This window comes from Desulfonauticus sp. (assembly GCF_055126295.1).
The window spans coordinates 46939-61237 of the sequence record NZ_JBSRHE010000014.1; the positions used below are offsets into that span (position 1 = coordinate 46939).

The 14299-nt window shown below is 35.6% G+C and carries 12 protein-coding genes; 3 read left to right on the plus strand and 9 right to left on the minus strand.

Going from position 1 to position 14299, the window contains the following annotated elements; genetic code table 11:
• From mraY to mraZ, 7 genes are read right to left on the minus strand one after another with little or no spacing between them, the layout of a single operon-like run.
• The gene (mraY, locus tag ACTCIM_RS08935) at positions 1-1077 is read right to left on the minus strand and encodes a phospho-N-acetylmuramoyl-pentapeptide-transferase (protein WP_464280072.1); all 1077 of its coding nucleotides are present in this window, start codon (positions 1075-1077) and stop codon (positions 1-3) included.
• A 2-nt stretch (positions 1078-1079) separates the two neighbouring features.
• Positions 1080-2444 (minus strand): UDP-N-acetylmuramoyl-tripeptide--D-alanyl-D-alanine ligase, encoded by a 1365-nt coding sequence (locus ACTCIM_RS08940; RefSeq protein ID WP_464280073.1) that lies wholly within the window; start codon positions 2442-2444, stop codon positions 1080-1082.
• Positions 2434-3858, minus strand: a complete 1425-nt coding sequence (locus tag ACTCIM_RS08945) for a UDP-N-acetylmuramoyl-L-alanyl-D-glutamate--2,6-diaminopimelate ligase (protein ID WP_472315090.1) — start codon at positions 3856-3858, stop codon at positions 2434-2436. Before ACTCIM_RS08945 ends, ACTCIM_RS08940 begins: the two co-directional genes overlap by 11 nt.
• Before the next feature lie 3 nt (positions 3859-3861).
• Positions 3862-5784, minus strand: coding sequence for a penicillin-binding transpeptidase domain-containing protein (locus ACTCIM_RS08950; RefSeq protein ID WP_472315093.1), 1923 nt, complete (start codon positions 5782-5784; stop codon positions 3862-3864).
• Positions 5781-6047 carry a hypothetical protein gene (locus ACTCIM_RS08955; RefSeq protein WP_029967967.1) on the minus strand — a complete coding sequence of 89 codons (267 nt, stop codon included), beginning with the start codon at positions 6045-6047 and terminating at the stop codon, positions 5781-5783. The genes ACTCIM_RS08950 and ACTCIM_RS08955 overlap by 4 nt, the downstream gene beginning before the upstream one ends.
• Positions 6044-6970: a 16S rRNA (cytosine(1402)-N(4))-methyltransferase RsmH gene (rsmH, locus tag ACTCIM_RS08960; protein ID WP_472315096.1), complete on the minus strand. Its 927-nt coding sequence runs from the start codon at positions 6968-6970 to the stop codon at positions 6044-6046. Before rsmH ends, ACTCIM_RS08955 begins: the two co-directional genes overlap by 4 nt.
• A gap of 2 nt (positions 6971-6972) precedes the next feature.
• Positions 6973-7428 carry a division/cell wall cluster transcriptional repressor MraZ gene (mraZ, locus tag ACTCIM_RS08965; RefSeq protein ID WP_029967971.1) on the minus strand — a complete coding sequence of 152 codons (456 nt, stop codon included), beginning with the start codon at positions 7426-7428 and terminating at the stop codon, positions 6973-6975.
• Between the two features lie 157 nt (positions 7429-7585).
• Here mraZ and pyk point away from each other — a divergent pair, with 157 nt between their 5' ends.
• From pyk to ACTCIM_RS08980, 3 genes are all read left to right on the plus strand, one after another.
• Entirely contained in the window at positions 7586-8986 is a 1401-nt protein-coding gene (gene pyk, locus ACTCIM_RS08970) for a pyruvate kinase (protein ID WP_464280077.1), read from the plus strand.
• Complete coding sequence (locus ACTCIM_RS08975; RefSeq protein WP_464280078.1) at positions 8983-9969, plus strand: HD-GYP domain-containing protein; 987 nt, start codon at positions 8983-8985, stop codon at positions 9967-9969. The genes pyk and ACTCIM_RS08975 overlap by 4 nt, the downstream gene beginning before the upstream one ends.
• A gap of 214 nt (positions 9970-10183) precedes the next feature.
• Entirely contained in the window at positions 10184-11017 is an 834-nt protein-coding gene (locus ACTCIM_RS08980) for a hypothetical protein (protein WP_464280079.1), read from the plus strand.
• Here the strand turns inward: ACTCIM_RS08980 and ACTCIM_RS08985 are convergent.
• Both ACTCIM_RS08985 and ACTCIM_RS08990 read right to left on the minus strand, forming a co-directional pair.
• On the minus strand, positions 11014-12639 hold the full coding sequence (locus ACTCIM_RS08985; RefSeq protein WP_472315099.1) for a UbiA family prenyltransferase: 1626 nt from the start codon (positions 12637-12639) through the stop codon (positions 11014-11016). The genes ACTCIM_RS08980 and ACTCIM_RS08985 overlap by 4 nt on opposite strands.
• A gap of 530 nt (positions 12640-13169) precedes the next feature.
• On the minus strand, positions 13170-14299 hold a 1130-nt coding region (locus ACTCIM_RS08990; protein ID WP_472315101.1), incomplete at its 5' end, for a hypothetical protein.

The window sequence follows — 14299 nt, forward strand, 5'->3', positions numbered from 1 at the left end:
TTACCTCAACTTTAAAGTACTAAGAGCAATTAGTGCCAATAAAATGGATAAAATCCAGAACCGCACAATAATCTTGGATTCTGGAATACCTTTGAGCTCAAAATGATGATGAATAGGGGCCATTTTAAAGATTCTTTTTCCATTGGTCAGTTTAAAATAACCCACCTGTAAGATTACAGAAAGGGTTTCAATGACAAAAAGACCGCCTACTATCACCAAAACCAATTCCTGCTTGCACAATACCGCCATAAACCCCAAACTTCCACCCAGACTCAAACTACCCACATCTCCCATAAACACATCTGCAGGATGGGCATTAAACCATAAAAAGCCCAGGCCAGCTCCCACCAGGGCAGCACAAAAGACTGTAACCTCTCCAACCCCTGGAATGTAGGCTATTTGTAAATATCGTGCTAAATGAATGTGTCCACTGACATAGATAAACAAAGCAAAACAGGCAGCACAAACAATAGTAGGACCAATGGCCAAGCCATCCAAACCATCTGTAAGGTTTACCCCATTGGAAGCTCCGACCATGACCAGTACGGCAAAGGGCATATAAAAAAGTCCCAAGTCTGGCTGAAAATTTTTAAAAAAAGGAACCAGAAGCTTGGTATCATAACCTGGCAAAGTTAAAAGCAAGGTCACCACTCCCACTGAAACAATGACTTGCCCTAAAAACTTCCCCCTGGCACTAAGCCCTTTATTGTTCTTTTTTACCACTTTTAAATAATCATCTACAAAACCTACCAGGCCAAAACCAACAAAAACAAAAATGCTAAGCCAAATGTATTTGTTGGTAAGATCCCCCCATAAAAGCACACTGGTAAGTACACTAAAGGCAATTAATAACCCTCCCATAGTGGGAGTACCTTGTTTCTTTTCATGACAACTAACTTCTTCCTGAATGTATTGCCCAAACTTTATTTTTCTAAGCCAGCAAATAAATCTTGGGCCAAAAACTATGCTTAAAAGTAAAGCAGTAAGCAATGCATATATGCTCCTAAAAGTTATATACCTAAAAACATTAAAGACACTATAAACATCAGATAAAGGATATAATAAATGGTAAAACATGATTAAAACTCTCGTTTAAATTTGTTTACAAAGTTATCTAAACCAATAGACCTGGAAGCCTTAAATAAAAACAGTCCTTTTTTTAGATTATAATTTTTAATATAAGAAATAAATTCATCTTCATTATTTACTTCTAAAATACTATCTTCTTTTCCATAACCTTGAGCAACAAAGCGATAATTTTTACCTTTATAAAAAATCAAATAGGGATTTATTTCTCTTAATAGTTTTCCTAAATTTAAGTGTTCCTCTTCTGTTGCTGCTCCCAATTCAGCCATATCTCCTAAAACCAAAATCAAAGGAAGTTCATTAGCTATAGTTTTGGCACTATATAAAGAAGCCCGCATAGAAAGAGGATTGGCATTATAACTATCATCTATAACCCCAAAAACACCTTGCTGAAAAAAGTTAAACCTATGCTGGGGAAGTTCTATTGTTTTTAAGCCTTGAATAACTTCTTCTTTAGTTAGGGAAAAGTATTTGCTTAATAAAAGTGCACACTTTAAATTATCCTCAAATTGAATTCCCCAAAAAGGAAGCTCTACTTCAAATTCTTCCCCTATCCACGTAATTATAAACAACCCTTTTTTATCTTTAGAAATGCCTTTAAATTTTACCTGAATACTATCTTCTTGCTTGAAATATATCTTGTTAACCCGGGGATAATTTTTAGCTTCTTCCACTAATTCTAAATATTTATCATTAATAAAAGAAATACCACTGGAAGTAAGAAATTGTAGCAACTTCATCTTATTTTTAGCTACTTCTTTTACATTCTTAAGTCCTTCTAAATGACAGGGTCCTACATTGAGAATCACAGCCACATCAGGAGTCACAATTTCTCCCAATTCATCCATATCATAAGTGTTATTTATACCAACTTCCAGCAACCAAATATCTTCCTCTCCACTAAAATTGAAAATAGAAAGAGGTATTCCAATTTGATTGTTCCAGTTCTTAAAATTTCTCTCCACTTTATGTCTTTGCTTCAATAAAAAATAAGCAATTTCCTTGGTTGTAGTTTTTCCAGCTGAACCAGTAAAAGCCACTACTTTGGCTTTAGAATTTTTTCTTAAAAAATTAGCCACTCTACCCAGAGCCTTAATAGTATCATCTACTAAAAGCACAGGTATGTGAGGTTCATATTCTAAAGGCCTATGTACTACTAAAGCCAAAGCGCCTTTTTTTTCTGCCTCCTGGGCAAAACTATGACCATCAAACCTGTTGCCACGAATACAAAAAAAGATATCTCCCTCTTCTACCAGACGACTATCTATTTTTATACCCTTTATAGCTTTATCTTCCTGGCCTTTTAATTCTCCTATGGCCCTGGTAATTAAATAAATATCCTTTAGTCTAAGCTTCATTTAAAATTTCCTGCACCACTTTTTTATCTGCAAAAGGATAGCGAATTCCTTTTATTTCTTGATAATCTTCATGACCTTTACCAGCAATAAGCAAAAGGTCTTCTGGAGTTAAAAGCTCAAGAGCTCTTTTTATAGCTTTTTTTCTATCTACCTCTACCTCATAAGAATAATTCTCTGAAAACCCTGGAAGAATATCTTCAATAATCTTTTCTGGTTCTTCAAAACGAGGATTATCAGAAGTAACGATTGCCATATCAGCAAACTTACTTACTGCTTTAGCCATAAGAGGTCTTTTACTTTTATCTCTATTTCCACCACACCCAAATACAACGATTAACTTTTTATCTGTAAGTTCTCTTAAAGTCTTACATACATTTTCTAAGGCGTCAGGAGTATGAGCATAATCTACTACTATATTTAAATTTTTCTTATTAACAATTTTTTCTACCCTGCCTGGAACGCCGGGAAAACTTCTTAAAACCTCTGGCCAATCAACTGACAACTGTAAACACTCTATTAAGCCCATACAGGCCAATAAGTTATAGAGATTATATTTGCCCAAAAGTGGTAAAAAAATTTTTTCTATTCTATCTTTTAACTTTACTGTACCTTCTATTCCTTTTAAGTTAGCTATATAATCTAACACCTTAATGTCATTATAATCATTAAAACCATAGGTTATACTATCTTTATTTTTTAAATCATCTATAATTTTTTTACCCCACTCAGAATCACCATTTACAACTGCCCTACTGGAATATAATGTAAACATCTTTTTCTTAGCTAAAAAATATTCTTCCATGCTTTTATGATAATCCAGATGATCCTGAGTTAAATTGGTAAAAATACCAGCCTCAAATTCAAGTCCTGCAACTCTATCTTGGTCTAAAGCATGTGAAGAAACTTCTATACAAGCATAATCCATTCCTTTTTTTTCCATATCAGATAAATAACTATACAAGCTCAAACAATCCGGAGTGGTTAAAGAAGCTGGGAAAGAAGTATTTCCTATCCTTATATTTATAGTGCCAACAATACCTGCTTTAAACCCTATTTTTTCCAACACATGGGCAATTAAATAAGAAGTAGTGGTTTTGCCATTGGTTCCAGTAATTCCAATAAGTTTTATTTTTCGTCCTTGAGGAAAATAATAAGAATTGGCCAGTTCTCCCAGGGCCTGAGTAGGATTGGGATGAAAAATTCCTTTTTCTCCCAGTTTAGAAACTATTTCCTGGTTGGCAGAAAGTACATATTGAGCGCCTTTACTCAAGGCATCTTGTATGAATTCATTACCATCTACTGTAGTACCAGGCAAAGCCACAAAAATATCTCCAGGCTCAACCTTTCTAGAGTCAGAAACAACTCTTTTTCCTTTTTTAGCTAAATCCAGTAAAAAAGAGTATTCTTTAGACATAAATTAACTTTCTCCCAGCAATAATTCCACCTGCATATTTTTCTTCAATTCCACCCCTGGTGCAGGTTTCTGGCCTCTAACCACTAAACCCTGTCCTTTTAATTGAGGGATAAGGCCTTGGGAAATAAGCACATCCATTGCTCTACGCACTGACTGTCCCCTTAAATCAGGCAATCTATTTTTCCATACCACTTCTTTTTTTATCTCCTGGGAAAAAACATGTTTTGTTTTTGCAGGAACAGTAGTTGAAGGAAGTAAAGAGTGATCTACTGATAAAAGTCGCAAAGACATCTCCTTCACGCCTGGACCAGCAACTACCCCTCCGTAATGTCCTTTTCGAGGCTCATCTAAGAGTAAAAAAACAACATATTTAGGATTTCTGGCTGGCAACAACCCCACAAAGGAAGAAGTATAAACCCCCTCTTTATAACCACCTTGTTTTAAATCCGCCTTTTGAGCTGTTCCGGTTTTTCCACCTAACTCCACTTCTTCTAATTTGCTTAACTTTCCTGTGCCTTCCTGATTGACCACTTCCCAGAGCATGTCCAAAAGTTGCTTACCTGTTTGCACGCTAAAAATTCTTCTTCCTTTTTCCTGCTCTACTGTAGGAGAACGTAATAACTTTAAGGGAACAAACTCTCCCTTTCTGGCAATAGCTAAGTAAGCTTGAACCAGGTGCAAACCAGTGGTTGCCCAACCCTGGCCAAAGGCAGCAGAAGCCAGGTCTACCCTATTCCACTTATAGGGTGGCCGTAACAAACTTTCCGAAAGACCAGGTAAAGGGATATCCACTTTATCCTTAAAGCCAAACTCAGCGAGAAAGCGATAATAGTTTTCAGCTCCCAATTCCAGTGCAATTTTACCTGCCCCAATGTTGCTGGAATATCTAAGGATTTTGTTTACAGGCAACCAGCCATAGGGATGAGTATCTTCAATAACTATGTTGTCCAGCTTCCACTTTCCCTGCTCACAAAAATAAATAGATTTGGGCTTCACCACTTTTTTTTCTAAAGCTGCAGCTAATAAAAAAGGCTTAGCTGTAGAGCCTGGTTCAAAAAGATCCAGGGCTGCCCTGTTTCTTCTTTCTTGAGGAGTGGAGAGATAAAAGAGGTTGGGATTAAAAAAAGGATAATTGGCCAAAGCCAGGACTTCGCCATTGTCCACCTCTACCACTATAAGCTGACCATGCCTGGCCTGAAACTTTTGCACACTTTTTTCCAAAATATCCTCGGCAAAGGCTTGAACCCTTGTGTCTATGGTTAAAACCAGGTCCTTGCCAGCTAAAAGAGGAGATAGGAAAGTGTATTTTATGAGCCTTCCCTTACCGTCCTGAAAGGCAACAAATTGTTTTTCCTTTCCCTGCAAAACCTTATCAAAACTCTTTTCTAACCCCTCTAAACCCTCTCCATCTATATTGGTAAAGCCCAAGACTTGCCCCAGCAGATGCCCCTGGGGATAAACCCTGGTGAACTCTGTAGTCAAATATATCCCTGACTCAGGTAAAAAGATTTTCTTGATCTGAGCCGCCTTGGCATCACTTATTTTTCTCTTAATCCAGACAAAAGAATTCTTTTTTTGCAACTTCTCTAATACTTCCTTGGAATCTAACTCTAAAATACGGGCCAACTGCTTAGCTACTGAAGAGGCACTTTTTACCTCATATGGTCTGGCAAATACTGAAAAGGTCTGGACACTCTGGGCTAAAACCACTCCATTGCGATCCAGGATCTTACCTCGATAGCCCTGGACCTTTTTTTCTACAAAATAGTGATTGGAAAATCTGGCTTTTATCTCTGGAGCCCACCAAATTTGAATCCAAAAGGCCCTGGCCCAGAGCCCTAAAGTCAGGAGAAAAAAAACTACTGCTACCAGTCCAAAGCGATGCTTACTTTTGTCTTTTGCTTTCAGTCTATGCTTTAAGCTCATTTGGCCAGTACCCTTACTTCCTTTTCCTGAGGCGGCCTTAACCCCAATTTTTCAGCTTCTTCTTTTAACCTTAAAGGTGAGAGCAGGTATTCTTTTTCTGCTAGTAGCTTGGCCTGTTTTTCCTGAGCTACAAGAACCTTTTTCTCTAATTTACTGGATTGATAAGCCAAGTCCGCAATGGAAATACTGAGCCAGATTTTAAAAAAGCCCAACAAGAGTCCGCTAAAAATTAAAATTATCAGGAACCAGCTTTCCTTTTTCATATCTTTTCAGCCACTCTTAATTTAGCACTCCTGCTTCTGGGATTTTGCCTAACTTCCTCTTCTCCAGCTAAAATGGGTTTATTAGTTAAAATTTTAATTTGTTTTTTATGGCCACACTGGCAAATCACCACTTCTGGGGGACAAAGACAGTCTTTGGCTTCTTTTTTAAATACCTTTTTGACGATTCTATCTTCCAGCGAATGAAAAGAAATAATGGCCAGGCGACCCTGGGGAGCAAGATAGGAAAATATTTTATCCAAAAACCTTTTTAAAGAATCCAATTCCTTATTAACTGCAATCCTTAAAGCCTGAAAGGTCTTGGTGGCCGGATGGTTTCTGGCCTCTCTTCTTCGCTTGGCAGGATAGGCCCGGCTCACAATCTCTGCTAACTCTAAAGTGGTTTCTATAGTTTTCTTACTTCTAGCCTCTACTATGGCTCTGGCAATTCTTCCGGCCAAGGGCTCCTCTCCAAACTCAAAAATAATTTCCTTTAAGCGCTCAAAAGAAGCTTTATTAACTAAAAAAAAAGCAGATTCCCCCTCTTTTTTACTCATACGCATATCCAAAGGACCGTCTCTTAAAAAACTAAACCCCTTTGCAGCCGAATCTAACTGCAGGGAAGACACTCCCAAATCTAAGAGCACTCCATCCACTTTTTCCCACCCCATCTCAGCCAAAAACAAATCAAAATCCGCATAATTACCCTCAAATAAGTGCACCCTATCTGCAAAGGGAGTAAGTCTTTGTCTGGCTAGTTCCAGGGCTTGAGAGTCAAGGTCAATCCCCACCAGTCTGGCCTGGCTATGCTCTAACAAAGAAAAGGAATGTCCACCCAAACCCAGGGTCCCATCCAGAATTCTTTTTCTTTTTTCAGGCTCCAGCCAGAATAAAATTTCTTTCTCCAAAACAGGTATATGTTCCATTGCTAAAACCTTAACTCAAAACCCTGTTCAGCCAGTTTATCCATTACCTGCTCAAAATTGGCTTCCACTTCCTGTCTCTGGGCTTCAAAAAGCTCTCTATCCCAGATTTCAAACTTACGCCCCACACCAGCCAGTACAATATCTTTCTGAAGTTTGGCATATTGCCTTAAATAGGGAGGAACTAAAATTCTTCCCTGCTTATCCAGGGAAACTTCCATAGCTCCGCTAATAAAAAAACGATGAAAATCTCGGAAAAGTTTATTGGCCATATTTAAAGAGGAAAAACTCTTTTCAATAGCCTCCCACTCAGGCAAGGGATACCCCACCACACACTGATCAAAATTGGTCAACATTAGCTTGCCCTCTGGAGAAAGCCGTAAAACCTCTTCCCGAAACTCAGGAGGAAGGAGTAGCCTTCCCTTGGCATCAATATTGCGCAGTGTGTGCCCTCTAAACATCCCTTTCCTTCTACTTTTTACCACTTTTTACCACTTTCTTTTACATAGCGCAAGAAAAAGTCAACTATTTTTTTACAACTTTACCCCTTTTTTTTTCTTTTTTTTTTCGATATAAAGAAAATAAAAGATACTAATCTCTTAGAACAAGGAGAGGCCTATGCGTACCAGGATTATTGCCACCCTAGGTCCTGCCAGTGAAAAAGTAGAAGTAATCAAAGGTCTTATTGAAAATGGCGTATCCATTTTTCGTTTAAACTTTTCTCACGGCCGGGCCAAGGACTTTGAAAATATAGTGCAAAAAATCCGAACCATTGAAGAAGAATTAAAAAAGCCTCTTACCCTTCTCCAGGATCTCTGCGGACCCAAAATCAGAATTGGACACCTGAAAAAAAGCCCTCTTACCGTACACAAAGAAGAGCTCTTCTACCTGGGAAAAGGGCCGCAGGAAGCAGAAAATTTCATCCCTTTTGCCAACCTGGAACTACTGGATACTCTTTCTCCCAAAGACCTGGTGCGCATCAGTGATGGTGGTCTGGCCTTTGAAGTGTTAAAAAACTCTTCTGAGGAATTACTCCTAAAAGCCAGAGACAATGGACTTATCACTTCTGGCAAAGGTATTACCTTCCCAGGCAAAAGATTAAAACTGGCAGCCCTTACTGAAAAGGACAAGCAAGACATTTTAGAAGGCATAGACCTGGGAATTGATGCCCTTGCCCTTTCCTTTGTACAGGGGCCAGAAGACATTGCCCAGGCCAAAGCCATTTGTGCCAAAAAAAATAAAAAATTACCTGTTATTGCCAAACTGGAAAGACAGGCCGCTCTGGACAGGCTGGAGGACATTTTAGCTATTGCTGATGGCATAATGGTAGCTCGAGGAGACCTGGGGCTGGAGTGTCCCCTGCCCAGCTTACCTTTTTTACAAAAGGAAATCATTCGCAAATGCAAACAAACAGGTAAACCTGTTATTGTAGCTACTCAAATGCTACTTTCCATGGTCAACAGTCCCATGCCCACCAGAGCTGAAACCACAGATATTGCCAATGCCATTCTGGATGGAGCAGATTGTGTCATGCTTTCTGAAGAAACAGCTATAGGTAATTACCCTGTAGAAGCAGTAAAATACATGCGCGAAATAGGAGAAGAAGCAGAAAAAAATTTCTTTAAATTGCGAAAATCCATTGCCGAGCCGCAAGAAAAAGATTCTGAAATGTCCATAGCTCACGCTGCCTGTGTATTGGCTCAAAAGTTAAAGGCCAAAGCCTTACTGGCCCATACCAACTCTGGCACTACAGCAAGATTACTTAGCTCTTTTAGACCAGAAGAGCCCATATATGGACTCAGTCCATCTGCAAGTGTGTTAAAGTATATGAACTTTTTCTGGGGAGTAATTCCAATATTGACTGGACAAAATATTATAGACCATTTAAGAAGAGTAGAATATTTTGTGGAAAATAGTAATAAATTTGTTTCCAAAGACTTGGTAGTAATTACTGCAGGGCATCCTAAAGAAGGACAGGATAGCTGTCCAACCAATTTGATTAAGGTCTACATAAAATGAAAAATATAAAAATTGATGCAGCTTCTTTAAATCAGGAATTTTATCAAATATCCCCTCGCATTTTAGAAAGTTTTCCCAAGTTTAGAATGCCAGTAAACTTATACCTCTTCAAAGAAAACATTGCCTCTCTTCAACCTCTTTATAAAAAAGAAACCAGACTCCAGGAAGAAGAAAGAGAAAACATCATCAATCTGGCCAAAGAAGGAGTTGTATTTGTTTCCAGAGACGACCATCCCATTTATTCCAAGCACATCAGTAAACAATTGGACCTTATTTTAGTGGATAAAAATCTAACTCCTACAGAGATTATAGATATTTTAAAGCTAGCTATTCCAGAAAAGATATTAGAATTTTATGAACAACCGGTAAAACCAGCCTGGGAACAGTTAAAAGAAGATGTGTTGGTTTTACTAGAATATGTGCGCCAGGACCCCTATCGCCTAAAAGGCCTTTTAAAAAATCTCTTTACCCAGACCTCTGAAGACTTGACCAAACACACTTACAATGCAGGTATAATTGGTCTTAGCATTCTTTTAAACATGTCCAGGGAATTTAAAGAAAAAGAAATTATCTTTATAACCCTGGGGCTCTTTTCCTATGAACTCGGTTTTTACCGTATACCCAAATTTATCCGAGAAAAAAAATCCAATCTCACTCCAGAAGAACAACAAAAACTTTTTAACCACCCCACCACCAGTGCCAATATAATGCGTAAGCTAGATATTCGGGAAGAACCTCTTTTAAACTGTCATCTGGAACACCACGAATTCTTAGATGGCAGTGGCTATCCTCGCAAACTTTCCGGACAGGAATTAAGCACAGCTGGCAGGATATGTAGCCTGGCCAACTTCAGTGCAGAACTCCTGGCTCAAGGTATTCAACCCATCCAACTAATAGAAGTACTCCCCTCCCAAAGCAAAAAGCTGGACTCCAAAGCCTATACTGGATTGTTAAATATTTTAACAGATACCTTTGTTAAATAAAAGATAATATTTTATAAGAACTAAAAATAACCCATTGATATTACTTACCCCTTACTTACTCCTTTTTAAAAAAATAAAAAGTACAGTTTTAGTTGAAAACTTCCTAACCATAAAGTTAAAAAAGTCTTGACATATTTCAAAATTATTAGCTATATTTCAACATAAAAATAATTGTTAATCTCTGTTATCCATAGTAAAAATTGGAGGTTTAACTATGCAAAAATTTAATAAAGTTATGACTACATCTATATATGGGTTTGGATGTTTAATTTTAATTTTATTTTTGATTATTTCTTGTGCAGAAACTACTAATACCTATATGAAATTACCTTCTACTTTGTCTGCATATTCTTTCTCTGGGTATACTCCACAATCTTATTCACCCCCAGCATCAATACCACTTACAATCTCAGTAGTAGAACCTACATACAAAGAAAAACTTGCAAAAGATTACTATAAAGTTATAAAGAGTTTCAATAATAGCATTGGAATAAGCTTAGAGCAGATTATTATAGCAAAAGGAATGACCTCAAAAGGGCCATATTCTAGCCTGGATGACATACCATATCCAGATAAAAAAGACTCAAATTTAACCTTAACTGAAACTATTTATATTTATCCTATTGAAAAAGAAAACAGAGAGAAAAATGATTATTTTTATGATGATGGTTATGGCAATCCTATAAGATGTGAAGTTAAAACAGGCAAACTATTTGTAGAAATGTGGATTTCTCTTGAGATAAGAGAGCCTTTATCTGGTGAAAAAATGTGGATAAAAAAAATTGATTTAGGGATTTTAGAGAGAGAATATCAAGTTGGAATAAAAAAATATTGGTACTCCTATCCTCAAACGGATCCTTGGGCACCACCACAGGGAGAATGGAGGTATGGAGATATCATGTTTAATACTAAACCAGACATGTTAGCTGATATTTTAGGGGAAGTTTATCCAAAAATTCTTAATGCAGTTTGGTCATATTTAAATACTGACGAATTGTTAGAAATAAATAAAAAAGCTAAAGAAATTAGAGAACTAAAGAGATATTAGTTTATATTTAAAGAGTAAATATTAAATATCCATGCTATAAAAATAAATATTGTAACCAAAAGTGATACATATATTAATTTTTCTATATTTTTTATATTTTTTGTTCTATAAATATGAAAAGTTGAAATAATCAAAAATATAGACAACAAAATTAATAATAAGATAGAATTAATTTCAAGAATTTGCCCAATAAAAAAGAGACAAATTGTATAAGTAGTGATAAAAATTATACTTAAAATTTTGGGAAATTTTATATAACCACATATATTCATAACATTATTAAAAATATCTCCGTCTATATCTTTAAAGTCTTTTATATTTGAAATTGAAAAATAAGCAATAAAAATGTAAATTATAATATTTTTATTTATTATATTATAAATATCATAGTAAGACTTAATTAATGAACCTCCAGCCAAAAAAACACTAACCCCAATTGTTGCCAACAAAAGGTGACCAAATGGGTAAAATTTTCTAATTCTTAGAGGTGGAGCTGAATATACATAGGAGGCAGAAGCTATAAAAAACCAATAAAATATAAAGCTTTGATCCGTAGCTATAGCAAAAACTAATGAAAGCAGCAAAAAAATTTGCTTTAAGGACTCAGCAGTTTCTAATAACACTCTATTTGAGACGATCGGCCTGCTCGCATTTGAAAGTTTATCGATATCTATATCATATATATCATTCAAAATTTTGGCATATAAAAACAACATAATGATCGATATTGATGCAGATAAAAATTTCAACAAATCTTCAAAATTAAAAATCAGCAAGTGAATATTATTTTCCTTTGATATGAACAAAAATCCCATTCCTAACAAAAGTAAGTAAAATATCAACCTGCTTGGGTATAGAAAGGACAATATTGACGATAAATTTTCATAATTTTCTCTTTTTAAGGCATACAAAATTAAAAAAATAAGAACAATAAAAACAAATAAATACATATAAAAAAACTTCTGAGCTAAAGTTATCCCTGTTAATGAGAATCCTGATAATTTATAAAAATTTAACCCAAAGGTTTTAAAAATAGCAGGTAAGTATCCATATAAAAAAATTGTTGAGTATATTACAAGAGTTAAAACAATACTTAAAAACAATTTTTTTTCGAAGACAAGCAATGACAAATAAAAAGCTCCTAAAATCACTAATAAAATTTCAAGCCTGACCCCTCTACTTACCATATCTAATTCTACATATGGATTAAAGCAATTTAAATAGTTATATAAAAAAGTATTTATTTCAAAACTATAAAAAATATTTCCTCCTTGAAAATCATAATAAAAATAATCGAAAAGAGGAGGAATTATGGTAACTGGAGAAAAAATAACTGTAAGCCTAATAGATTCTATAATTTTAATCCCAAGAAAAAATGATAATATCACTGCAATTGTAAAATAAACACATAACCATGATAAATATATATGGGCATAACTTACTAAATTTAAATATAAATTTTTATAAAAAAACAAGCTATGATTCTTTTCTAACATAAATTCTAAATAAGTCCTAATTGTAATAACAGAAATCAAAGAATAAAATATTTTTTTTAATGTAAAATTTGAATTTGCAATATTCAAAGCTATAGATTCTTTAACACGTAAAATATTTTTTTTCATTCCATACCCCTAATCAAAATTTAAACTTTAAAAAACCTTACTATTTATTTTTATACTTCTATTTTTTACATTTATCAATTATTATACTATCTAACAATCTAATCTATTTAAACCAATTCAAACAAAAATAACCATTAGATTTAATTAAAAAAATAATAACTATTTATCTTTAAAATATCAAATTATAAAAACTTTATATTATAAAAACATCATTAGTAAAAAAATATTATATAAATCATACAATTAAATTGTAAACTTAAATATATCTCTCAACAAACAAAAACTTTAAATATATTGTCTAATTCATTGTTCCTGGTAATATCAAATATCCACCGTAATGTTATCAAGTCTAAAAATAAAAAAGTCAATAACCATATGAAATAATTGTGAATATACTTAAATCTAGAAAAGTAAAAAATGTTTTTATAAAAGAGGTTTATTAAGTTCATATCAAATCCTAAAAGAATACTTTATTCAAAAGAAACTACCCATATCTATAAATAATTACAAATTTACTGGTTTGTGGAGACTTACTTCCTGCTTTTTAATCCGAAGAAACTCCAGGTAATCTTTTGGATACTCTTCTCACAGTGTGGGTCTTTTTCTTCGTTTTCTGAGGGCCATATTTCATTAAATGTAGCTGCAAAGGAGTTATCACAAATGGTGCGAGACCTCTTCCCTTTGGTCCTGCTGGCCAGAAGCTGCAACACCACGGCCTCAAAGCTGACTTCTTGGGAGGTTGCAGTCAATTTAATATTCCCACTTCCATCGCACTGTTGCATCTTTCCATTTATCTTTAGACCTTCTGGGATTCCAAGCATAGTAAAAAGGATCATATCTGGATAGGGAGCTCCACTGGGAGCTTTTTGAAGAAGCATTCTACTTTCTGAGGGAGGAGTATAAGTCTTTTGTCCCTGGTCAATATACTCTTCAATAATCTCCGGACAGTCTGGGGCATGCCCATAATCATAGACCTTTTCCAGAAAAGAGTATTGGATTTTAACCTCCTGAAACTGGTAAAAATCTTGCCATTCATTGGATTCGTCCACGAGATATCTTAATTTACCCTGAATAATCATACCACTAGACCCCACTTCCTCCACCGTGGGAGTACCAGTTTCGTCTACAACTCGGGGAAGTTCCCATTGATTTTCAATGTGAATGAGAAAAGAAACATTCCCCTTTTTGATTTCCAGATTCTTCTCATGCACAGATCCTGGGTCTGGCTCTTCCAATGGTCCGAAAAAGGTATCACTTGCTTCGTCATCGCCGTATTGCGCATGGATTAACAAAGGTTTACATTCTTTGTGTAAAAGAACCTGGTGCATCTCATAACGGCCTTCCTCATCTGCCTGAGTTTCCCACTTTTCATTATCCAGAAGGGAACGAACAGTAACCAGAGCTCCCTTGGCGGGTTTTTTTCCATTTGGGGTCACCACTGTTATTTTTCCGCGCAAGGTGCCATAGAAGCCTTGATTATATTGCCTTCCCTTGGGCAAGTTGTACTTTTCAGCAAGTTCACGGTAGCTTTTATGTCCCTTATCACAACCATTGGGAGGCGTCTTGCACATGGAATCCTTAAAAAACTCTTCCATCAAATCAGTGGCATCCTTTTCCGCATCTCCAAAGTTCCACCAGCGAGCCTCTTGGCATACCTGGT